Raw genomic sequence first — 23,340 nt, 5'->3', positions numbered from 1 at the left:
TCTTACAGCGGATTCCCTTCACGGAAGATGCGCGACTTCTGCAAGTCGAGCTTCTCTTGCGGCGGGCAGAACGCATATCGTCCGTCGTCAGGCAGCAGGACGCTGAGTTCTTCGAAAATCTGCAGCGCCTTTTGAAACGTGAAGATTCCCATGGCAGGGAAATGAAGCAGATACTCTGCCAGAAGCTTTTCCGCATCTGCCGGCAGACCTTCGCCCGCTCTTTGACGTACGAGCAGGAAGCGATAGACCGAGGCCAGCGCGTCACGGTCGGGATGCTTCGCCTCGGCGCGTGCCGGACGAAAATCTTCAAGCATGAGCTGCAGAGAGCGCTTCTCGCGCCACACATGGTATTCGGGAAAATACGCAATGTCGATGCGCTCGCGATTGACGAGCGGCGCCTCCTCTCCCTTGCCCCAAGCCAGAACGTCAATGCTCGCGTCCAAGCCGTCAAGCTCAAACTTCAGGTGCTGCCCCTCCTTGCCGATCTGCCGCGCATAACTGCCGCGAACGCCGTGCGTCGAAAAGAGCGGCTTGGGATTTCCCATGCCGTACGGCTCCAAAAGCTTGATCTCCGTCATCAGCTGCTCCGTAATCTTCTCGGGTGCAAGCTCCAGCTCGATGTCGAGAATCGGCACGAAATCCCCTTCCGTCAGCACCTTTGCCGCATAAGCCTCCATAGCCTCACGGAAGGAAGCGACGTCCGCCGAGCGAAGCGAAAGCCCCGCCGCCTGCGCGTGGCCGCCAAAGCCCAGAAGATGCTCCCCGCAGGCAGAAAGAGCTTCAAACATGTGGAAGCCGCGTATGCTGCGGCACGATCCCTTGCCGATGCCGTCTTCTTCCGCGATGATGACCGTCGGACGGTAATAGCGCTCGACGATGCGCGAGGCCACGATGCCGATGACGCCGGGATGCCAGCCTTCTCCATGAAGCACGAGCACATGCGCTCGCTTGACGTCAATCTCCTCGATCTGTTTTTCTGCCGCCTGCAAGATCTCCTGCTCCACGGCCTGACGCTCGCGATTCGCCGCGTCAAGCTCCTCCGCAATCGCCTGCGCTTCCTCCCCGTCCTCCGTCAGGAGCAATTCGACGCCGCGCAGCGCGGACGCCAGGCGTCCCGCCGCATTGAGCCGCGGCGCGAGCACGAAGCCGATATGTCCTGCCGTGATCTCCTTCTCTTGGAGTTCCGTCACAGCGAGAAGCGCCTGAATACCCGGACGCTTCGATTTCTTCAAGACGCGCAGACCTTGCTGCACGATCTTCCGATTCTCCCCGAGGAGCGGCACAACGTCGGCGACCGTGCCCAGGGCGACGATGTCAAGATCGCCCGTGAAGGATTTGCCGCGCATTTTCTGCCAAAGCGCCTGGCAGAGCTTGAACGCCACGCCCACGCCCGCGATGTTCTTGTCGGGATATGCGCAGTCTGCACGATGCGGATCGATGACGGCGAGGGCTTTGGGTAATTCCTGGCCCGGCAGATGGTGATCGGTGATGATGAGATCGACCTTGTCTTTTGCCGCTGCCGCCTCCTCGACGGCGGAGATGCCGCAGTCCACCGTGACGATGAGCCCGGCGCCCCCAGCGATGATCTCATCAAGCGTTTCCTTGTGCAGCCCGTAGCCGTCCTTTTGACGATGCGGAATGAAGTAGCCTGCATTCGCGCCGAGCTGACGCAGATTGCGGCAGAGAAGCGAGGTCGCCGTGATGCCGTCGACGTCGTAATCGCCATAGACGACGATGCGCTCCTGCGCTTGGATCGCCTGCTCGATGCGCGAGACAGCCTTTTCCATATCCCTCATCAAGAACGGATCGTGAAACGGCTGCTTTTCCGGATGAAGGAACGCCCGCGCCTCTTCGTCCGATGTGATGCCGCGATGCAGAAGAAGCGCCGCCGTGAAGGGCGTCGTGCCGATGCGCTGGGAAAATTCCACAGCTCTCGCCGATGTATCAGGCAAGAGCGACCATTCTTTCTCCATTGTTCTCCTCCCATCTGTCGCTGATGGAGCAACCTACATAAAAGGGGCTGCTGCACAGACCCTTCGACCTGTGCACAGCCCTTTCATCAGCTTGGCGTTCCGCGCGCAAATTATGAACAACGGTCACTTCGCTGCAGCCGCACTGCCCGCCCTGCGGCGCTTCTCCGAGAAATTGCGCAGGACGACCCAGATGGGGCTTGCAATGAAGATGGACGAATAGCATCCGGCAAAGAAACCGACGAGAAGGGCGAACGAGAAGTCCTTCGTCGTATCGCCGCCGAACCAGTAGAGCGCGAACGTCGTGAAGAGCACGGTGCATACCGTGTAAATCGAGCGCGTCAGCGTCTGATAAATGCTCGTATTGACAAGCTCGTTGATGTCGCCGCCGCGCCTAAAGTGCAGCTTCAGATTCTCGCGGATGCGGTCGAAGATGACGATGGTATCGTTGATCGAGTAGCCGACAATCGTCAGGAGCGCCGCGACGAACGAAGAATCAATCGGCCGCTGCGTCAAGGAGAATACGCTCAGGACGATGAGGATATCGTGAACCAAGGCCAAGATGGAGGAAATGCCAAACTTGAACTCGAAGCGGTACGAGACGTAGAGCACGATCATGACCCACGAGAGAGCGAGCGCCCAAAGGGCATTCATGATAAGCTCTGATCCCATCGTCGCGCCGACCTTCTCCTCGCGCAGCACGTCGTAGTCACCGAGCTGCTGCTTGAGCGACGCCATCACGGCCTTGCGCTCCTCTTCCTCAAGGTCAACGCTTCGCACCATGACCGTGGGCGCAGCTTCGGCATTCGCCGTATCGCCCGAGAACTGGATCGTGCTGTTGTCGAGCCCGTATTCGCGCAGGACGCCGCGCACATCCGCCAAGGTCACTTCCTTCTGGAAGCGCAGCTCGATGATCGTGCCGCCCGTGAAGTCGATGCCGAGGTTGAAGCCCTGCGTGCACATGCTGAAAATGCCAGGCAGAATGACGCACAGGGAGAGGATGAACCAGATCTTCGTGCGCTTTACAATGTCGAACTTATGCATCTTTCTTCACCCCGCTTCCGCCAGTCAATCCCGTCGCACCGTAGACGGCAGGATTCTTGCAAATATTCGAGGCGATGAGGAGCTTCAGCATGTACTGCGTGAGCGTGATCGCCGTCAGCATGCTGAGCACGACGCCGAGTCCGAGCGTGATGGCAAAGCCCTTGATCGTTCCCGTGCCGAAGAAGAACAGCACGAGCGCCGCGATGATCGTCGTGATGTTTGAATCGAAGATCGTCGTGAAAGCGCGCTTGAAGCCCGCTTCCATCGAAAGGCGCAGCGTCTTGCCCAAGCGGAATTCTTCCTTGAAGTGCTCGAAGATCAGCACGTTCGCATCGACCGCCATGCCGATGGACAGAATGATGCCCGCGACGCCTGGCAGCGTCAAGGTCGCATCGAGCATCTTCAAAAGGAAGAGCAGCAGGATGACGTAGGCCATGAGGCTGAGATCGGCGATGAGACCAGAAAGGCGATAGAAGAGGATCATGAACACGAGGACGGCGGAAATGCCGATGACAAAGGCGAACTCGCTCTTGTCCTTCGAGTCCTGTCCGAGCGTCGGCCCGACCGTGCGCGTCTCAATGATATTGACCTTGACAGGAAGTGCGCCGCTTCTCAGAAGCATCGCGATGCGATGCGCCTCTTCCTGACTCTCCTGTCCCGTGATCTCAGCCCTGCCGCCCGTGATCGGCTCGCGCACATTCGGGTTCGTCAAGACTTCTCCGTCGAGCAGGATGGCGATGCGGCGGCCGACGTTCTTCGTTGTCAGATCGGCGAACTTCTTCGCGCCCTCGTCGGAGAACTCCAAGTTGACCACATATTGATTCTGCTGGTTGCGGGCGTCCTGCGCGTTCTTCAGGTCCGTGCCCGTCATGACGGTATTTCCATCCTCGTCCTTGAATTCGAGCATCGCCGTCTTGCCGATCGTCTTAATGGCAGAATCGGGATCCTTGATGCCCGGCAATTCAATGATGATGCGGCGCTCGCCTTGGCGCTGAATCAGCGGCTCGGTCAGGCCAAGCTCGTTGACGCGCTTCTCCATGATTTTGACGACGCGCTGCATCGCATCGTCGTTGACCTGCGCTTCCGGCGTATCGACCGCTTCGAGCACGACATGCGTGCCGCCCTGCAGGTCAAGGCCTTGGCGTATGGAATTTGCCAACGGCGAGACGAAGGCGAAAAAAACGCCGACGATCACCGCGATGACCGCGATGAGCTTCAGTAAAGCGTCCTGTCTCAAATCTTCCCATCTCCTCTGATACATATTATTCTTCCGCACTCAAGCGCAAGGCGCAAAAGACACGGTTCAAGCCCCTTTTTCACGCAGGAATGCGACGACCGTCTCCAAGACCTCCGCCGCCGAAAGATCGTCCGTCTGCAGATAGAGGTCAGCATGTTCCCGCGCGTCGCGCAATCGCTCGTGCTGCACGGCAAGACGCTCCTCCGTCCACGAGACGCGGCGGCGCTTCTTGATTGCAGGAAGCGTCGCATCGATCATCACGAGGATGTCGGGGCGGTGCTTGTTCCAAAAAGCGCGGATGCACGAATGCTCCTGCGCCACGTTGTATGCGTCAAAGCCCGCATCCTTCAGGCCCTGCACGAGCGTCGTCTTGCCCGACGCACAGACGCCGACAACAGCAATTCGCATAGCTTTCTCCTTTGGAAGCGCAATGGCTTCATTCGACTGAACCGGCTGCTACTAGAACGGATACGAAGCGGAAAGCTGCTCGATCTTCGGCGCATCGGCTGCGGCTTCCGCTATGCCCATGACGACGACCGTCATATCGTCTCCCGCCTTGTCCTTGTCCAAGGAGAGCGCGTATTCCAGGATGCTCTTGGCGATGAAGTCGCAGTCCTCGGGCGCATTGTCCTCGATGATGGCGAGGATCTTCTTCATATCCATCGACGCGCCGTCGTACTTCTTTCCTGCGTGCGCGATGCCGTCCGTGAAAGAGACGACGATCATGCCCGGGGCGAACGGCAGTTCATAAACAAGTGGCTTCATGTGGCGGTTGACGCCGATCGGCGAGACCTCGTCGTCGTAGATCGTCAGGTACTCGTCCGTCTTGACAATCGTCGGACAGTTGGAATTGCGGCTGATGACGACCGTTTCCGATTCCAAATCGGCGCTCAGGAGCGTCAGCGTGCACGACACCTTCTTGTCCTTCATCGCGTAGAGGTAGTCGTGCACGGCGCGTGCGACAGCGCCGTCGCGGGCGCCGTCAGCGATGAGTGAAGCCGCCTTGTTCACGACCCAGCTGCTCGTATGATGCGCCGCCAGCCCGTTCCCCTGCCCGTCGGCGATGACGGCGGAAAGTCCGCCGTAAGGCCGCTCAATGATGTCGAAGCTATCACCGCAATGCTGCATCGCATACTTGTTGATCTTCGCCATGCCCACTTTTATCTTCATCAATGCTTCTCACCTGCAAAGTATAGTTTCGTTCTCCGTAACAATCGCGTGCATCATGACGTCATGCGCCTCTCGGGGAACCTCGTCCATGATCTGACAAGAAAATGCCACGGCGATTCGCTGCGCCTGCGGCGCCTTCTCGCCCAAGAAGCGATCATAGAAGCCCGCACCAAGACCGAGCCGCGCACCGTCGCGCGAAAATGCCGCGCCCGGCACGAGCACGCAGTCAAGGCTCTTTGGATCGACGATCTCGCGCCGCTCTTCGCGCACGGTCGGGATGTCAAACGCTCCCGGCACGAGGTCGGAAAGCGCACGCACGCGCACCGCCTCCATGACGCCCTTGCCGACGATAAGCGGCACGGCAACGCGCTTTCCCTCGGCCAGCGCCTTTTCCATGAAGCTGTAGAGCTGCACCTCGTCCGACATCGCGGCGAAGGCGAAGACTGTCCCAGCCTCGCGGCAGACGTCGAGCGACATCAGTCTCGCTTCTATGGCCTCGCTGAACACCCGGTTCGTCTGCTCTGAAAAGCTGCCGCGCCGCTTCAAGGCCTCTTGCCGCAGGCGTTTCTTCGCCTGCAAAATCTCCTCGGATGTCATGCGTCAAGATTTCTCCTGCGCCCCGCCATCCGTGACATTCGCATGGATGGACGCACGCGACACCTCGATCTCCACATGCTCGGCGATCTTCATCTTGACCATCGTATCGTGCACCTCGGTCAGCGTGCCGTAAATGCCGCCGATCGTCACGACGCGATTGCCGCGCCTGAGTCCATCGAGCATCTCCTTGCGGCGCTTCTGCTCCTTGCGCTGCGGCCGGATGATCAAAAAGTAGATGACGAGCACCATGAAGATCAAAGGGCCGTATGTATAAAGGGCATTCATCATATTTGCATCCATGATATTCCTCCCGAAGATAGAACAAAAATCGCGCATACGTCTAACCGTATACCATTCATTTCTTTCGACACTTCTCGCCTTTTCCCTTTATTGCAAAGGAAATTTCCTCATCGTTTCCAGTTTTGCAGGAATTTTGCGCGAAAATCGCTGAACGCATCGGCGAGAATCGCCTCGCGCATCTCGCGCATAAACGCCTGCAGGAAATAAAGATTATGCAGCGTCAGGAGGCGCAGGCCGAAGATTTCCTCGGCGCGAACGAGATGTCGGATGTAGGCGCGCGTGTAGCCGTTTCGGCAGGCGTAGCAGCCGCAGCCCTCTTCGAGAACGGAAAAATCGCGCGTGTAAGCGGCATTCTTCATCACGAGCCGGCCTTCATGCGTCATCGCCATGCCGTTTCGTGCTACGCGCGTCGGAAATACGCAGTCAAACATGTCAATGCCGTACATGACGCCTTCGAGGAGATAATCGGGCGTGCCGACGCCCATCAGATAGCGCGGCTTGTCTTCGGGCAGAAGATGCACGGTGAGTCCGAGCATCTCGTACATGAGTTCCTTAGGCTCGCCGACGCTCAGACCTCCGACGGCATAGCCGGGAAAATCAAGTTCTGCGAGATCGGCCACGCTCTTTTCGCGCAAATCCTTATACATGCCGCCCTGCACGATGCCGAAGAGTCCTTGACTCTCGCTCGTCATCGCATCCTTGCAGCGCTTGGCCCAGCGCGTCGTGCGCTCCGTCGAAGTCTTCGCATATTCGTAGTCGGCGGGATAAGGCACGCACTCGTCGAACGCCATGACGATATCCGAGCCGAGCGCCATCTGCACCTCCATCGAAACTTCGGGCGAAAGGAATTTCTTCGAGCCGTCGATATGCGAGCGGAAGGTCACGCCGTCTTCGGTGATCTTTCGCAAGTCGCCGAGACTGAATACCTGGAAACCGCCGCTGTCCGTCAGGATTGCGCCGTCCCAGTTCATGAAGCGATGCAGTCCGCCCGCCTCACGCACGAGCTCCATGCCCGGGCGCAGAAAAAGGTGATACGTATTGGATAGGATCACACCCGCACCAAGATCCTTGAGTTCGTCAGGCGAGACGCCCTTGACGGACGCCTGCGTGCCCACGGGCATGAAGATCGGCGTCGGAAAACTGCCGTGCGGCGTGTGCAGAATGCCGGCGCGCGCTCCCGTCGCCTCATCCTTCTTTATCAATTCATAGGTAATGGCTGTCAAAGAGCCGCCTCCTCTTTCGCTCTGCTCAAAAACATCGCATCGCCGAACGAGAAGAAGCGATACTTTTCGCGCACCGCTTCCTCGTAGGCGTGCAGTACGAACTCACGCCCCGCGAAAGCGCTGATGAGCATGAGCAGCGTCGACTTCGGCAGATGAAAGTTCGTCACAAGGGCATCGACGATCTTGAAGCGATAGCCCGGATAGATGAAGATGTCCGTCCAGCCGCTCTTCGCTGAAATGACGCCTTGTGCCTCAGCCGCCGATTCCAACGTGCGGATCGACGTCGTGCCGACGGCGATGACGCGGCCGCCCGCCGCCTTCGTGCGGCGAATCAGCTCCGCCGTCTCCTCGGGCAGTTGGTAATACTCGCTGTGCATCTTGTGCTCTTCGATCTTTTCCACATTCACGGGGCGGAACGTTCCGAGTCCGACGTGGAGCGTGACGAAGCCGATATGGACGCCCTGCGCCTTGAGTTCAGCAAGCTGCTCCTTTGTGAAGTGCAGACCCGCCGTCGGCGCAGCCGCCGAACCTTCCTCGCGGCAGTAGACCGTCTGGTAGCGCTCCTTGTCCTCCAATCTCTCATGGATGTAGGGAGGCAGAGGCGTTTCTCCCAAGCGATCGAGGATTTCCTCGAATACGCCTTCATAGCGGAACTTCACGATGCGCCCGCCGAAATCCGTATGTGCCATGACCTCAGCGCAAAGCTCGTCGGAAAAGCGGATGACCTGTCCAACCTGCGCCTTCTTACCGGGGCGCACCAAGGTCTCCCACGAATCCTTGTCGAGGCGGCGCAGCAAAAACACCTCGATATGCGCACCCGTCGGCTCGCGCCTGCCATAGAGACGCGCGGGAAGGACGCGCGTATCGTTCAGAATCAAGGCGTCGCCTGGCGCGAGGAACTCGCCCAAATCGTAGAAATGACGGTGCTCTATCGTCTTCGCCACCGGGTCGAGCACCATGAGCCGCGATGCGTTGCGCGGCTCGATCGGCTTCTGCGCGATCCGTTCCTCCGGCAGTTCATAATCAAAATCCTTGAGCAGCATATTTTCCGCTTCTCCTCACGGCTGAATCTCCAACTTCGTTCCCGGATAATAATGTGCCAGAATGGCGTCATACTTCATGCGGCCCGCAAGCCTCTCGGCGCCATGCTGTGACAGTCCCAGGCCATGACCGCTGCCGAAGCCGGCGATCACGATCTGCCCCTTCTCCCGCTTCACGTCGAAGAGCGTGCTTTTGAGACCAAAGAGGGAGCGCATCTCGCTTCCCGTCAGCTTCACGGTTCGCTTCGAGCCTTCGATCGTCATGTGCGAAACGCGTCCCGAAGGCGTGCGGTAGGCGTCACCTCTGCCGATGACGAGCGGGGAAAGCCCGATCTTCTTCAGGCTTCCCACCTCCTTGCCTGCGGCGGCGAGCTTCCTGAGGAAATCCGTTTCCGACAAGATCACCTGCCACGGGCTTGTCCTTTGCACATCCTCCTTGACGGGCACGAGATACGGCACACCCGCGCCCCAAAGCGCCTCGCGGCTTTCCGTCATGCCGCCCGAATCACTGTGAAACAGCGTTTCCGCCGGCTTTCCCGCGTAGAGGAGTACCTGATTCGCCGTCTGCGCGACCGCCGCACGCGTCGCGGGCGTTTCCGCATCGACGCCGCCGTAGACTTGGCAATGTGTCGTCGCGCAGACGTCGTAACCTTCCGACCGATGGCGTCCCTTGCTGCGAAGGGCATAAGTTCGCGCCGCCACCGCCTGCGCCTTCAAGGCTTCTATATGCCACGAAGCGGGCATCTCCTCGGCGAGCACGCCGTTCACATAGTCGTCAAGAGGAAGCTGCTCAATGAGGTCAAGCCCCTTGCTCTCGACACGCACGAAGAAACTGCCGCGATAATGCCCAGCGCCGATTTGAAAGATGCCCTCGGCACGCTGCGGCACAAGGCGCAGGGATGCGCTCGACATTCTCTTGCCATCGAGAAAGATTCCCGCCCCGCCACCCTCCAGCTTGATGGCGGCATTCGGCGCGATCGTCGTCAGCACCTTGCCGCTTCCGTCCTCGACGATGGAAAATCCAGCGTCCGACGATATGAGCACGCTCTTCTGCCCGAGGAACAGCCCCACGCGAATCTCCTGCGAAGATGCGTGCGCCTTCTCCTGCTTCGCCTCTTTGGCCGCCGCCTCCCTCTGCGCCTTCCCTGCACCCTGAAAGTCGATCACGCGACCCGCCGACGCCGTATGGGAGCAGCAGAAGAACAAGCCGCACAGAAAGAAAAGAATTGCGCCGCACCACATGCCGCTTCGCTTTTCTGACAAGACCAACGCCCCTTTCCTTTCCCTTCCCTGCACGATAGGAAGCACGGATAAATGCAACGATTCCTATAGTATATCACAGAGAAGCGCACCGCGCCACCGGTAAGGAAGCGCACAAAAGAAAACTGCCGCACATTCCGTACGGCAGTCCTTGAAAAGCGACGTTTTCTAAAGCGGCAAATTCTTTCCTCTTCACTCAAGGATTGTGATGCGCCCCGCGCCGGCGGGATTCTCGTAACCCTCGCCGACGACGCCGCCCTGTTCTTTGACGTAGTCGGCAATCGCGTCGATGTCGGAGAACGCCGTGTCGCGCAGCAGCGGCGTGCCGTCGAACATCGTCATGCCGTTGCCGCCGTTCCTCATGATGTAGGAATTGCTGACGACCGTATAATCCTCTGTCAAGTCGAGCGGCACGCCGCCGACCATGACATCCTTGACGCGATAAGCTCCGTCGACACGAACAAAGCCTCCCTGCTCATTTTGAACCACCGAAGACGGCACACGCGCGTCGATGGTATAGGTAAGTCCTGAAACATGGAAAAAGCCGCCGGATTCTTCGGGATACTTTGCTGCCCCCATTTCGAGCGCATCAAGAAGCTGCTGCCCCGTGACACTTCTGACGACAAGGTTGTTCGTAAAGGGGAACAGCGCTGCGAGCGTCTTATACGTCACTTTTCCTGTCGAGATCGGCTCACGAAAACCACCGCCATTGACGAGCGCCACATCAGCATGAACCGAGGCGCGAAATGCATCTGCAACAAAATCGCCGAGATTCGTCTCGCCGCTGCGCACGCGGTATTCACCATCGACATCGGTCACGAGGTCAACGGTCGTCGTACCGACAGGCTTGGCAAGCTGCCTCTCCACCTGCGCGAGTTCCTCATCGACAAGCCGCTTGACATCGGCATCGACCGCCGTCAGCCCCTTGACGAGTTCACCCGTGATCGTGCCGTCATCATGGATGGTGATCTTGCCGACGCTCGCAAGCTTCGTGCCCGTCTGCTCGACGAGGACGTCCTTGCCGTCCTTGTTCTTGTCGAGGCGCGTATATTGCTCATGCGAATGTCCGTCGACGATGACGTCGATCCCTCTCGTATGCGCAGCCACGGCGCCGCTCGACCAAACGGGAACGGCGCCCGTCGTGCCCAGATGGGCGACGAGCATGACATACTGGGCACCCTCCGCGTGCGCTTCATCGACCGCCTTCTGAATCCCCTCATAGAGCTTCGAGCCGTCCTCATCTTCGAGGAAGCTATAGACGAACTTGCCATTCTCATCCTGAAACTCCTTCGGCGACGACGAGACAATCGTTTCCGGTGTCGTCACGCCAATCAATGCGATTCTTTTGCCGTCGAGCGTGACGATCTTATGTGTCTTGAATACAGGCTGATTCGTCCTCTTGTCGATGAAATTGCAGCTATAGTAGCCGCACTTGAGCTGCGATGCAAGCTCCAGGAAGCGATCCATGCCAAAATCGTACTCGTGGTTGCCGGGGATGGCGAAATCGTAGTCGGCACGGTTCATGATGCGAATGAGTGCCGCGCCGCGCGAGAGGCTGCCGAGCGGCTCTCCCTGCACCGCATCGCCCGCATCGACGAGGATGACCTCCGGATTTTCCTTCTGCAAGTCGTGCTTGTACTGTGTGACAGCAGCGATATGGATGTTCTTTGCGACACCGCAATGCACGTCGTTCGTGTGCAGAATGACAGCATCCGCGTGTGCGATCAGCGGCAGAGAGGCAATCCAGGCCGCCGCGAAAAGACCGCCGATGAGTTTTTGCATCTTGTTTCTCATAAAGACCTCCTGTTCTGACCATCAAATACAAATTCTATACGTAAAGGAATCACTGATAAATCCAGCCACCCATCTTCACAAATCCAGGCGACTTCATTTTATCGGTGCTTTCTAAAAATTATATCATGAACAATCTGCATATCGCACTGTCACAAGCGACAGGTTAAAATATTTTAATTATATCCTTATAAAAAAACAAACGCGCCTCCCCTATATCCTAGAGGAGGCGCACACGCACGAATGATCAATCAGCTGATACCGACGACTTCGTAGCCTGCATCGACGATCGTCGCCGAAAGAGCCTTGTCCGAAACGTCAGCACTCAGGGTGACGACGGCATTCTTGTTTTCCAGGCTGACTTCCGCCTTTTCTACGCCGTTCATGCCTTCCAAAGCCTTCGTCACATGGGCTACGCAGTGGCCGCACATCATACCTTCGATAGAAATCGTCTTTTTCATTACACTTGCCTCCAATTTTTCATCTGCCTGCATTTGTGCAACTTCTTCCGCTCCCGCCTCTGCTTCCTTCTGTAAAAGGAAGCCGGGCAGTTCACGCAGAACCTTGCGCTTGTCTTTCCTATCGTCATAAACATCAAAAAAGTTCAGCCGCAAGGCATTCATCACGACACAGAAACTCGAAAGGCTCATCGCCGCCGCGCCGAACATCGGACTCAATACGATGCCGAACACGGGCAACCAAAGGCCTGCCGCGAGCGGTATGCCGATGACATTGTAGAAAAACGCCCAGAAGAGATTTTCCTTGATGTTGCGGATGACCTGCCGCGAAAGGCGGATGGCCGCGACGACATCCCTGAGTGACGACTTCATAAGGACGACGTCGGCAGCATCCATGGCAATGTCAGCGCCCGCACCGATGGCGATGCCGACATCGGCACGCGTTAAAGCGGGCGCGTCGTTGATACCGTCTCCTACCATGATCGTCCTGCCGCCCTCCTGCAGACGGCGCACGACCTCTTCCTTGCCGTCGGGCAGAACGTCGGCGACGATGGCAGAAAGTCCGAGCTTCGCGCCGACCGCGTTCGCCGTACGGCGGTTGTCTCCCGTCAGCATGACGGGCTGCACGCCCATGCGCAGAAGTTCCTCGATCGCCTCGCGGCTGTCCGGCTTCAAGGCGTCAGCGACGGCGATGATGCCGAGCAAGCGATCCGCAGCGGCGAAGAAAAGCGGCGTCTTTCCCTCCGACGCGAGCTTTTCCGCCGCCGCCTTCATGTCCGCTGTCAGAAGCCCTTTCTCCTTCATCAGCGCCATGCTGCCGCCGATCACCTCTCGACGTTCACCCGAAAGCTCCGCCGTGCCCGTAACGCCATGCCCGGGCAGTGCCTGGAAATCCTGCACCTTCGAGAAAGAAATGCCGCGCTCTTCTGCCTCGCGCCGGACGGCAACGGCAAGCGGATGTTCACTCTGCGCCTCCAAGGCGGCCGCCACGCAAAGAAGCTCTTCTTCCCCTACACCCGCAGCAGGCACGAGATCCATCACGCGAGGCTTTCCTTCCGTGATCGTGCCCGTCTTGTCGAGCACGACAAAGTCCGCCTTGCCCGTTGCCTCCAAAGCAGCCGCCGTCTTGAAGAGAATGCCGTTCTTCGCTCCCTTGCCGCTGCCGACCATGATGGCGACGGGCGTTGCAAGCCCCAGGGCGCATGGGCAGCTGATGACGAGCACGCTGACAGCACGCGCGAGAGCGAAGCTCGCCGTCTCACCCAGAAGCAGCCAAAGAGCGCCCGTAGCAATAGCCAAAACAATGACGACGGGAACGAATACGCCCGACACCTTGTCAGCGAGCTTCGAGATCTCCGCCTTTGAAGCAGCGGCATTCTGCACCATCTCGATGATCTGCTGCAGCGTCGTATCCTCGCCGACGCGCCGCGCTTCACAGGTCAAAGCGCCGTTCTGATTGATCGTGGCGGCGCTCACGAGACTGCCCGGCGCCTTGTCCACAGGCAGACTTTCGCCCGTCAGCGCCGCCTCGTTGACGGCGCTCTCACCTTCGAGCACCTTGCCGTCGACGGGAAAGCTCTCGCCCGGCAGTACGAGGAAGATGTCGCCAACGGCGACCTCCGACGCGGCGACGACGACCTCCTCGCCGTCCTTCACGAGTCGCGCCGTCTTGGGTGCAAGATCCATGAGCCCCTTGATGGCATTCGTCGTCTTGCCCTTGCTGCGACTTTCCAGCCACTTGCCCACCGTGATGAGCGTCAAGATCATCGCGGACGTCTCAAAGTAGAAATCCATGCCGCCCGCCGCGACGCTCTGCCAGTCGCCGGCACGCGCCGCGAGAAGCATGGAGAAAAGATTTCCCGTACTGTAAACGAAACCCGCCGCACTGCCAAGAGCTACGAGCGTATCCATATTCACGCCGCCCGAAAAGATATTGCGAAAGCCGTTGATGAAGAATTTCTGATTAACGATCATGACGGCGACGGCGAGAAGAAGCTCATAAAGACCGATGACGAGCGCATTGTTCTCCATCGCCTGCGGAATGGGAAGCGCAAGAAGCATGTGTCCCATAGAAACATAGAGGAGCGGCATAAGGAGCACGAGCGACACGATAAAGCGGCGCAAGATCTTCGGCGTCTCATGATCTTCAAGCGCCTCTCGCTCTTCTCGCATATCCTTCGCCCGCCCTGCCCCCTTGCCGGCGGCAAGGCTCGCGCCATAGCCCGCATGCTCGACGGCGGCGCAGATCGTCTCCGACGTCAGCGGCGCATCGTAGCTTACGAGCATCGAATTCGTCAGAAGGTTCACGGACACTTCCCGCACGCCTTCCAGATGGCGAACCGCCTTGTCAACACGCGCACTGCACGCCGCGCACGACATGCCTGTGATCTGATACTTTTCATTTTCCGTCATAAGAGAAACACCTCCTCGCTTCCTATGACTATTTGAACAGAATATACGTCGATGAGGTGTTTGTCAAGAACAAGTTTCAAATGTATGCAGACACATTCCTCTTCTTATCAAAAATTTATTGAACTTTTTTGATAATTCTTTGTCAGGAAAAGAGGATTTCCGCCTTTTATGTCAAAATAAAGAATTTGAAGAAGGTTGTTTCTTTTACTATGAAAGTCCAAGAAGTCAAGCCGACGACGCAGACCGATTGGATAACTTTCATTAAAGGTAGCGCACAATGTCCACGAAGTGGATCTTTGTGTGTGTAATTTACAATTCTTCTCAACGATGAAAAAGAATTCGAGGTGCTTTGCCTTCATGATCGATTTTGACAGGCTCACGACGGAGCAACGCAATGCGGCGACGCTTCACATCGACGAGCTTTCTGTTTCCGACATGCTGCGCACCATCCATGATGAGGACAGGAAAGTCTTCGAGGCTGTGGAAAACGCCCTGCCCATGATTGCTCGGGCGGTGGAAATCATTGCGGTTCGTCTAAAGAAAGGCGGCCGCCTTTTTTATCTAGGCGCAGGCACGTCAGGCAGGCTCGGCATTCTCGATGCCGTCGAATGCCCGCCGACCTTCGGCACAAATCCCGAACTCGTACAGGGCGTCATCGCGGGCGGTATGAATGCCGTCTTCCGTGCACAGGAGGGAGCGGAAGATTCCCTCACGCTCGCACAGGAGGATCTCAGAGAACGTGGCCTTAGCTCTTCAGACGTGCTCTGCGGCATCGCAGCTTCGGGTCGCACGCCCTACGTCGTCGGCGGCCTCGACTACGCGCGCTCGCTCGGTGCGGCGACCATCGCCGTCGCCTGCACGCCCGACTCCCCCATCGCCGCACTCGCTGATGTCGCGATCACGGCGGTCACCGGCCCCGAGGTCATCACAGGCTCGACGCGGCTCAAGGCAGGTACGGCGCAGAAAATCATCCTCAACATGCTCTCCACGGGCGCGATGATTCGTCTTGGCAAAGTCTACGGCAACCTCATGGTCGATGTCAAAAGTTCCAACGCCAAGCTTGATGAACGGGCGCGGCGCATCGTCATCGAAGCGACGGGAAAAAGCCGCGCTGAGGCGGAAGAAGCGCTGGCGAAGGCTTCGGGCAGTGCAAAACTCGCCATCCTCATGCTCCTCGCTAATCTTCCTGCCGAGGAGGCGCAGCGGCAGCTTGCCGCCTCCGACGGCTATATCAGACGCGCTCTGAAGGAGGAATCTTCATGAAAGCCGAAGCGCTTGCAAAGGAAATCCTCCGACTCGTCGGACCTGCCGCCAATATCTGCAAGGCGGCAAACTGCATGACGCGCCTGCGCCTTGAGCTCAAAGAGCAAATGCCCGATCTCACGCAAAAGATCCAAGCGCTCGACGGCGTATTGGGCACGCATACGAGCGGGAGAGAGCTGCAGATCATCCTCGGTCCCGGCCGCGCCGCCTCCGTGACAGCGTGCTTCAAGGAATTGCTTGAACAAGAAGCTGCAGCCGCGACGACAGAAATGCCGTCTGCGGACACCGCTGCCGGAAGCGATGCTGCAGATGCGCCGTCCGTACGTCAAGCCGCACAAAACTCTGCTGTCGGCGACGGCAAAGCACTGCATGAAGTCATCCGGAAGAGGAATGCAACGCCCGCCAAGCTTTTCTTGAAGCGCATCGCCAACATCTTCATCCCGCTGATTCCTGCCTTCATTGCCTGCGGCATCATCACGGGGCTTTTGAACGTCGCGCTCAAGACTTTTCCTGCGCTTGCCGCGACGCCTTATGCCGCACTTCTCGGGCTCATGGGAAATGCCGTCTTCTTCGGCATGAACATCCTCGTCGGCGTCAACGCCGCGAAGGAATTCGGAGGATCGCCCATGCTTGGCGGCACGCTCGCCATCATCCTCTCGCATCCGGGACTCGCCGCCATTTCCTTAGATGGTTTCTCCTTCGTACCGGGGCGCGGCGGCATCATCGCCGTCCTCCTCGTCACGGCCCTCGCGGCATGGCTCGAAAAGAAGCTGCACCGCCATGTGCCAGAGATGCTCGACCTCTTCCTCACGCCGCTGCTCGTGCTTCTCATCGCAGGTCTTGCCGCCCTCTTCATCCTGCAGCCCTTGGGCGGCGTCCTCTCCGAGTGGGTCGGCCAAGCTGCGACTGCAGCCATCGACAAGGGCGGTGCCTTGACGGGCTTCGTGCTTGGCGCGGCGTGGCTGCCGATGGTCATGCTCGGCGTACATCAGGCATTGACGCCCATTCATGCGGAGCTTCTCTCACGCTACGGCGTGACCATCCTGCTCCCTGTGCTCGCCATGGCGGGCGCAGGTCAGGTCGGCGCGGCGCTCTGCGTCTATTGCCGAACAAGAAGCGCCTTCCTCAGGAAGACTGTGGCGACGGCTCTTCCCGTCGGCGTTCTCGGCATCGGCGAGCCGTTGATCTACGGTGTTACACTGCCGCTCGGACGCCCCTTCCTTGGGGCCTGCATCGGCGGCGCGTTTGGCGGTGCCGTGCAGGCGGCCTTCATGGTCGGCGCCGCCGCCATGGGCATCTCCGGGCTGCCGCTCGCCGCCGTCACGGACAAAGTCGCCATTTACCTCATCGGTCTTCTGACCGCTTATGCCGCAGGCTTTCTCGCTACTTGGCTGCTCGGCTTCCAAGACCCCGAAGAGCCATCAAACTAATGAAAGGAGGCATTGCCATGCAGACAGGAATCTCCATTTATCCCGGCCTTGACAACACCCCGAAAGAAAATCTTCAACTCATTGAGTCTGCCGCCAAACTTGGCATCACGCGCATATTCACCTCCTTGCATATCCCAGAGACGGATCACAGCGCTCTCAAGGAGGAATTCAGCACCATTGTGCAGGCGGCCCGCAGTCACGACATGGAGATCATCTCCGACATCTCGCCTGAGACGCTCGAACTTCTCGGCATGCGCCACTTCTCTCTCTCCGCATTCCAATTCATGGGCATCCATACCCTGCGCATCGACTACGGTTACGGTGCTGCCCGCGTCGCTGATCTGAGCCGCAACACCCAGAACATGCGCATCCAGCTCAACGCTTCGACGATCACGGGCAAGTTCCTCACGGATCTCCTGCAGGAGAATGCGAACTTCGACAACATCGACGCGCTGCATAATTTCTACCCACGCGAAGGAACGGGGCTTGCCGAGGCGACGCTCGTGCGCAAGACGGCGATGCTGCACAAGGCGGGCATCTCAGTCGGCGCTTTCGTGCCGTGTCATTTCCGCCGGCGCTCGCCGCTTCGCTGCGGCCTGCCGACGCTCGAAATGCACCGTGACTTCCCACTTTCCCTCGCCGCGCGGCATCTCGCCGCCATCGGCATGGATTCGATCTTCATCGGCGACTCCCTGCCGTCGCAAGGGGAGCTTGAAACGCTAGCCGTCATCAAGGAGAACTGCGTGACCATGCGCGCCGAGCTTTCGCTGCGCGAACCCGTGCAGGAGGATCTTCTCGCGCACGTCTTCACTGCAAGGCTCGACGAGGCGCGTGACGCCGTGCGTGCGCAGGAGAGCCGCGCCCTGCTCAAGGAGATGGGAAAAGACATCCTGCCGCAAAACCAAAAGATGCGCCCCTATGGCGCCATTACGCTCGACAACAAGGACTACGGCAGGTACATGGGCGAACTGCAGATCATCAAGCACCCGCAGCCCGCCGATGCCCGCGTCAACGTTGCGGCGCTCATTCCCGAGGAGGAGCAGTTCCTCATCAACTACATCATTCCCGGCAAGAAATTCTCCTTTCATCTCGATGATGAATAGTCCGCTGAACAAAAACCAGTACATATTTGCATCAAAATAAAAACTTCCGCCAAACCTTTCGGCTTTTGGCGGAAGTTTTTAGAAAGCGCTGATAAAATGAAGTCATCCAAATGTGTGAAGACGGGTGGCTGAACTCATCAGCGCTTTCTTCATTCTGCGGCTTGAACTGCCTCTAGCTCCAGCTCCTGCTCCTGCATCTGCAGCGCCAGCTTCCTCGCCTTTGCCTGCTTCTTCCTTTCCTTGCGGATCGCTTTGCTGTAGCGCTCCTCTTCACTGAAGATGCAGCCGCAGTACGGCTGACGGTAGAGTTCCAACTCGTGACTGATGTCGATGCCTTCCTGCCAGCCCGGGCGGAAGTCCTCGTAATAAAATTCAATGTCGTATTTGCGAGCGAAGAACTCCGCTGTCTCGCGCATGAGATCATGCTGCTGATGAATGCTGTAGAAAAGCGTGCTCGTAAATGCCTCAAAGCCATTCTCGCTCGCATAGCGCGCCGCCTCTCCCAAACGCCATGTATAACACATGCGGCAGCGGCCGTTGGGCAGACGCTCGGCTAAGAGCGCACGCTGCAAGAAGTCGCGCAGCATGTAATTTTCGTCCGTCCGTATTTCCAGCTCCACCTTGGCGGCAAATTCCTTTGCTGTCTTCAGACGCATATCCCATTCTTTGTACGGGTGGATATTAGGATTGAAGAAGTAGCCAACAGGCTCAATGCCGTCCTGCCGAAGTTTCTTGACAGGATAGCACGAGCATGGCCCGCAGCACATATGGAGCAAAAGTTTTAAGCTCATTTTCCTTCCTCCACATAGGGTATGCCGAGATGCTCATAGGCGGCGCGCGTTACGATGCGGCCGCGCGGCGTGCGATTGATGAAACCGAGCTGCAAGAGATAAGGTTCGTAGACGTCCTCGATCGTGTCGCTCTCCTCGCTGATGGCAGCTGCCAGGGTTTCGAGTCCCACTGGCCCACCCGCGAACTTTTGAATCATCGTCAAGAGCATGCGGCGATCCGTATGGTCGAGACCGATGCGGTCGACTTCCAGTCGATCGAGAGCCGCGTCAGCGATTGCAGCGGTGATCGCCGCGGCTCCTTCGACCTGTGCGAAGTCGCGCACGCGCTTCAGCAAGCGGTTCGCGACGCGCGGCGTGCCGCGCGAACGGTGTGCGATCTTCTCCGCCCCACTCCTTTCGATGGAAATCTGCAGGATCTCAGCCGCACGCTCAATGATATGCATGAGTTCAGACGGCTCGTAATACTCCAGACGCGAGATCACGCCGAAGCGATCGCGCAGAGGAGCGGCAAGCGCCCCTGCCTTCGTCGTCGCGCCGACCAGTGTGAATGGCGCGATGTCAAGACGGATGGAGCGTGCACTCGGCCCCTTGCCGATGATGATATCGAGCGCGAAGTCCTCCATCGCTGAGTACAGCACCTCCTCGACGCTTCTGGAAAGCCTGTGTATCTCATCAATAAAGAGCACATCGCGCTCGCCGAGATTCGTCAGGAGCGCCGCGAGATCGCCTGAGCGCTCGATGGCAGGCCCCGATGTGATGCGGAAGTTCACGCCCAGCTCGTTGGCGATGATGCCTGCGAGCGTCGTCTTGCCGAGGCCGGGCGGCCCATAGAGCAGCACATGGTCGAGCGCCTCACCGCGATTCAATGCCGCCTGCACGAATACCTTGAGATTTTCCTTTGCCTTCTTCTGCCCGATGTACTCAGCGAGCTTTCGCGGGCGCAGGCTGTACTGCCATGTGTCCTCTGTCCGTTCGTCCTGCGCAATGATGCGCCCTTCCATTTCCTCCATTCCGCCCCTCCTTTCTCAGCGATGTTGGGCAAACTCCTTCAACGCAAAACGAATCAGCGCCTCAGCGTCCTTGCAGTCCTTGGCACGCCGCAGGATCGGCGTGAACTCCGCCTGCGTGTAGCCGAGCGAGAGGAGCGCGGCGCCCGCCTCGGCAAGCATCGTATCTTCGACAGGCTCTTCGAGCAAGCCTTCCTCGACAATCGCTTCGTGCTCCGTCATAAATCCCTTCATCTTGTCCTTGAGTTCCAAGATGATGCGTTCCGCCGACTTCTTGCCAATTCCTGGAGCCTTCGTTAAAATGTCCGCCTTCTTATTCCTTACGGCAAGACAGAGGTTCTCTGGCGTGATGTTCGATAAGATGCCAAGCGCCGCCTTGGGACCGATTCCCGTGACGGAGATGAGCATTTGAAAAAGCTCGTACTCCTCCTCAGAAAAGAAGCCGTAGAGCGTCATGGCGTCCTCGCGCACGGCAAGATGCGTGAAGAGCGTCACTTCTTCGCCCATGTGCAGGCGACCATGCGTCGCGCCCGAAATGAAGACGCGGTAGCCGACGCCTGCAACGTCAAGAAAGCAAAAATCAAGGGAAAGGCGCGCGACCTTTCCCCGCAGGAAACCGATCATGAAAATCTCCTAAAAATCATTGAACCGCAGACCGCGCTAAATTCATCCATGCTCCCTACAGGCGATTGCGCCAGGCGGCACTCGCCATGCAGTGCGTCGTGCAGATGGCTACGGCAAGCGCATCCGCCACATCATCGGGTTTTGGCGGTTTCGCGAGGTGCAGAAGCTTTGAGACCATGTAGATGACCTGTTCCTTCCGCGCCTTGCCATAACCCGTCACCGCCTGCTTGACCTGCAACGGCGTATGCTCCGCGATTTCCAAGCCATTCTTGGCCGCAGCCAGAAGCACGACGCCACGCGCCTGCCCGACGGGAATCGCCGTCGTGACATTGCGGTTGAAGAAAAGCTGCTCGATGCCCATGACGTCGGGCTTATATTCCTTGATCAAGGCGTCAAGCCCATCGTAGAGCTTCATGAGCCTGTCTTCCATGCGAGCCTTGGGACTCGTCGTCAGAGCGCCGTATGCATGCGGCACGAGACGGCTTCCCTCCGAGGACACGAAGCCAAAGCCGCAGATCGCCGTGCCCGGATCAATGCCCAGCGCCAGCATGCCTTCTCCTCGATGAAAACTGCACGACCGCGCCTTCTGCGGACTTACTCTTCATCAAACTCATAGTTGCTGTAGACATTCTGCACATCATCGTTTTCCTCAAGGGCATCGATGAGATTCTGCATCTTTTCCGCATCCTTGCCCTCAAGCTTGACAGTCGTATCGGGAACCATCGTGATCTCCGCCGATGCCGTCTCGATTCCCTTCTCGCCGAGCGCCGCCTCGATCGCGTCATAGTCAGCGGGATCAGCCGTAATTTCGAAGACGTCGTCCTCCGCTTTGAAGTCCTCCGCGCCCGCATCGAGCACGATGCCCATGAGTTCATCCTCGTCCTCGAATGTCTCCTTCTCCACGATGAACACGGCCTTCTGCTTGAACATCCAGCCAACGCAGCCCGTTTCGCCGAGATTGCCGCCGTACTTCGAGAAGATGTGGCGCACATCAGCGGCGCTGCGGTTGCGATTGTCCGTCAGGATGTCGAGCATGATGGCGGAGCCCGCCGGCCCGTAGCCTTCGTAGGTCAGTTCCTCATAGTTGCTTCCCTCGGCAGCGCCAAGCCCCTTCTGTATGGCGCGCTGGATGTTGTCCTTGGGAATGTTGTTCGCCTTCGCTTTGGAAAGCGCGAGCTTCAGTCGCATATTTCCCGTCGGATCGCCGCCGCCCATGCGCACGGCGATGGTGATCTCCCTGCCGATCTTCGTCGTGATCTTGCCGCGAATCGCATCATTCGCGCCCTTTTTCCTCTTGATGTTCGCCCATTTGGAATGTCCTGACATGAAACCTTGCAACTCCTTATTTTAAATAACGTAGCCCTTTTCTTCAAGCTTTTACAAGCCGATAATGCTTCTTCTTGCCCTTCTTGACGAGCGCCGTGCCGCCGGAGAAATCCTCCTCCTGCAGACGATAATCGGCATCCGTGACCCGCGCATCGTTGAGCGTGACGCCGCCTTGCGAGATGAGGCGCCTGCCTTCGCTCTTTGAAGGGAAAACGCCGTTCTTTGCGAGGATGTCAAGGAGCTTCGCGCCCATCTCCTCGGCGGTCAGTGTGAACGTCGGCAGCTCTGCGGATGCCGCGCCGCCGCCGAACATCGCCTCGGCTCCCTCCTTCGCCTTCTTCGCTTCCGCCTCTCCATGCACAAGCTTCGTGACCTCGTAGGCGAGCACCGTCTTCGCCTCGTTGATTGCCGCATCCCTGAGCGCGCCCAAGCGGCGCACCTCTTCCATCGGCAGGAATGTCAAGAGCGCAAGACATTTTTCAACGTCGGCATCGTCAATGTTGCGCCAGTACTGGTAGAAATCGTACGGCGATGTCTTTTCGGCGTCGAGCCAAAGGGCGCCGCCCGCCGTCTTGCCCATCTTCTGACCGTCGCTCTTCGTGAGAAGCGTGAAGGTCAGTCCGTAGGCGGGTTTCGCTTCCTTCCTGCGGATCAGCTCGACACCCGCGATGATGTTCGACCACTGATCGTCGCCGCCCATCTGCAGTTTACAGTCGCAGCGGTGACTGAGTTCCAGAAAGTCGTAGGCCTGCATGACCATGTAGTTGAATTCGAGGAAGGTCAGCCCCTTCTCCCAACGCGTTTTGTAGGCTTCAGCAGCCAACATGCGGTTCACGGTGAAATGCGCCCCAACCTCGCGCAGAAGTTCGATGTAGTTGAGCTTCCTCAGCCAATCGCCGTTGTCGACCATCAGCGCCTTGCCCTCAGAAAAGTCGATGAAACGCGCGATCTGCTTCTTGAAGCAGTCGCAGTTGTGCTCGATATCAGAGTCTGTCAGCATCCTGCGCATATCCGTGCGCCCCGAAGGATCGCCGACCGTTCCCGTGCCGCCGCCCACGAGGCACACGGGACGATGCCCGGCACGCTGCATGTGCGACATCGCCATGAGTCCGAGGAAATGTCCAACATGAAGACTGTCCGCCGTCGGGTCGAACCCTGTGTAGAAGGTCACGCTCTCTTTGCCGAGCAGTTCGCGCACTCCTTCTTCATCTGTGCATTGAGCGATGAAACCGCGCTCTTTCAAAACATCAAAAACATTTGCCAACGAACTCTTCCCTTCTTTTCTCATCCTTCA

21 protein-coding genes are annotated in these 23,340 nt (G+C 58.3%); 3 read left to right on the top strand and 18 right to left on the bottom strand.

Translation table 11 applies throughout. The features are described 5' to 3' along the window. Positions 1–2 precede the first annotated feature (2 nt). The 12 genes from recJ to OL236_RS04585 all read right to left on the bottom strand — a co-directional run bounded on the left by recJ (position 3) and on the right by OL236_RS04585 (position 14,502). Positions 3–1,973, bottom strand: coding sequence for a single-stranded-DNA-specific exonuclease RecJ (gene recJ, locus OL236_RS04640; protein ID WP_265071509.1), 1,971 nt, complete (start codon positions 1,971–1,973; stop codon positions 3–5). 123 nt (positions 1,974–2,096) lie between these two features. Continuing rightward, positions 2,097–3,014, bottom strand: coding sequence for a protein translocase subunit SecF (gene secF / locus OL236_RS04635; protein ID WP_009645203.1), 918 nt, complete (start codon positions 3,012–3,014; stop codon positions 2,097–2,099). Beyond that, positions 3,007–4,275, bottom strand: coding sequence for a protein translocase subunit SecD (gene secD, locus OL236_RS04630; RefSeq protein ID WP_009645228.1), 1,269 nt, complete (start codon positions 4,273–4,275; stop codon positions 3,007–3,009). Before secD ends, secF begins: the two co-directional genes overlap by 8 nt. Positions 4,276–4,317: 42 nt before the next feature. Continuing rightward, positions 4,318–4,659, bottom strand: coding sequence for a hypothetical protein (locus OL236_RS04625; RefSeq protein WP_009645212.1), 342 nt, complete (start codon positions 4,657–4,659; stop codon positions 4,318–4,320). 51 nt (positions 4,660–4,710) lie between these two features. Further along, positions 4,711–5,421: a PP2C family protein-serine/threonine phosphatase gene (locus OL236_RS04620; protein ID WP_265071508.1), complete on the bottom strand. Its 711-nt coding sequence runs from the start codon at positions 5,419–5,421 to the stop codon at positions 4,711–4,713. Between the two features lie 9 nt (positions 5,422–5,430). Beyond that, positions 5,431–6,018, bottom strand: coding sequence for a 5-formyltetrahydrofolate cyclo-ligase (locus OL236_RS04615; protein WP_265071507.1), 588 nt, complete (start codon positions 6,016–6,018; stop codon positions 5,431–5,433). A 3-nt stretch (positions 6,019–6,021) separates the two neighbouring features. Then, entirely contained in the window at positions 6,022–6,318 is a 297-nt protein-coding gene (gene yajC, locus OL236_RS04610; RefSeq protein ID WP_009645216.1) for a preprotein translocase subunit YajC, read from the bottom strand. A gap of 107 nt (positions 6,319–6,425) precedes the next feature. Beyond that, positions 6,426–7,541: a tRNA guanosine(34) transglycosylase Tgt gene (gene tgt, locus OL236_RS04605; RefSeq protein WP_265071506.1), complete on the bottom strand. Its 1,116-nt coding sequence runs from the start codon at positions 7,539–7,541 to the stop codon at positions 6,426–6,428. Beyond that, a complete protein-coding gene (queA, locus tag OL236_RS04600) occupies positions 7,538–8,584 on the bottom strand; it encodes a tRNA preQ1(34) S-adenosylmethionine ribosyltransferase-isomerase QueA (RefSeq protein ID WP_265071505.1) in 1,047 nt (348 codons plus the stop codon). Before queA ends, tgt begins: the two co-directional genes overlap by 4 nt. A gap of 15 nt (positions 8,585–8,599) precedes the next feature. Next, positions 8,600–9,844 (bottom strand): SpoIID/LytB domain-containing protein, encoded by a 1,245-nt coding sequence (locus tag OL236_RS04595; RefSeq protein WP_265071504.1) that lies wholly within the window; start codon positions 9,842–9,844, stop codon positions 8,600–8,602. 189 nt (positions 9,845–10,033) lie between these two features. Then, on the bottom strand, positions 10,034–11,635 hold the full coding sequence (locus OL236_RS04590; protein WP_265071503.1) for a bifunctional metallophosphatase/5'-nucleotidase: 1,602 nt from the start codon (positions 11,633–11,635) through the stop codon (positions 10,034–10,036). Between the two features lie 248 nt (positions 11,636–11,883). Beyond that, a complete protein-coding gene (locus OL236_RS04585; protein WP_265071502.1) occupies positions 11,884–14,502 on the bottom strand; it encodes a heavy metal translocating P-type ATPase in 2,619 nt (872 codons plus the stop codon). A gap of 357 nt (positions 14,503–14,859) precedes the next feature. On the opposite strand from OL236_RS04585, the gene murQ reads away from it, so the two are divergent. Genes murQ through OL236_RS04570 form a run of 3 tightly spaced genes read left to right on the top strand, consistent with a single transcriptional unit; the run spans position 14,860 to position 18,298 of the window. Further along, entirely contained in the window at positions 14,860–15,765 is a 906-nt protein-coding gene (gene murQ, locus OL236_RS04580; protein ID WP_265071501.1) for an N-acetylmuramic acid 6-phosphate etherase, read from the top strand. Continuing rightward, a complete protein-coding gene (locus OL236_RS04575; protein ID WP_265071500.1) occupies positions 15,762–17,195 on the top strand; it encodes a PTS transporter subunit EIIC in 1,434 nt (477 codons plus the stop codon). The genes murQ and OL236_RS04575 overlap by 4 nt, the downstream gene beginning before the upstream one ends. A gap of 17 nt (positions 17,196–17,212) precedes the next feature. After that, positions 17,213–18,298, top strand: a complete 1,086-nt coding sequence (locus OL236_RS04570) for a DUF871 domain-containing protein (protein WP_265071499.1) — start codon at positions 17,213–17,215, stop codon at positions 18,296–18,298. 149 nt (positions 18,299–18,447) lie between these two features. Here OL236_RS04570 and OL236_RS04565 read toward each other — a convergent pair whose 3' ends face one another. Genes OL236_RS04565 through tyrS form a run of 6 tightly spaced genes read right to left on the bottom strand, consistent with a single transcriptional unit; the run spans position 18,448 to position 23,310 of the window. Further along, a complete protein-coding gene (locus tag OL236_RS04565; protein WP_265071498.1) occupies positions 18,448–19,089 on the bottom strand; it encodes an epoxyqueuosine reductase QueH in 642 nt (213 codons plus the stop codon). Beyond that, a complete protein-coding gene (gene ruvB / locus OL236_RS04560; protein ID WP_413777391.1) occupies positions 19,086–20,090 on the bottom strand; it encodes a Holliday junction branch migration DNA helicase RuvB in 1,005 nt (334 codons plus the stop codon). Before ruvB ends, OL236_RS04565 begins: the two co-directional genes overlap by 4 nt. A gap of 24 nt (positions 20,091–20,114) precedes the next feature. Then, a complete protein-coding gene (ruvA, locus tag OL236_RS04555; protein WP_006192431.1) occupies positions 20,115–20,720 on the bottom strand; it encodes a Holliday junction branch migration protein RuvA in 606 nt (201 codons plus the stop codon). 55 nt (positions 20,721–20,775) lie between these two features. After that, positions 20,776–21,270, bottom strand: a complete 495-nt coding sequence (gene ruvC / locus OL236_RS04550; RefSeq protein ID WP_006192432.1) for a crossover junction endodeoxyribonuclease RuvC — start codon at positions 21,268–21,270, stop codon at positions 20,776–20,778. Positions 21,271–21,314: 44 nt separating this feature from the next. Further along, entirely contained in the window at positions 21,315–22,046 is a 732-nt protein-coding gene (locus OL236_RS04545; protein WP_006192433.1) for a YebC/PmpR family DNA-binding transcriptional regulator, read from the bottom strand. 43 nt (positions 22,047–22,089) lie between these two features. After that, entirely contained in the window at positions 22,090–23,310 is a 1,221-nt protein-coding gene (tyrS, locus tag OL236_RS04540; protein WP_265071496.1) for a tyrosine--tRNA ligase, read from the bottom strand. Between the last annotated feature and the right edge of the window lie 30 nt (positions 23,311–23,340).

This window comes from Selenomonas sputigena, assembly GCF_026015965.1.
Classification (GTDB): domain Bacteria; phylum Bacillota; class Negativicutes; order Selenomonadales; family Selenomonadaceae; genus Selenomonas.
This window is presented reverse-complemented; position numbering and strand designations above follow the sequence as displayed.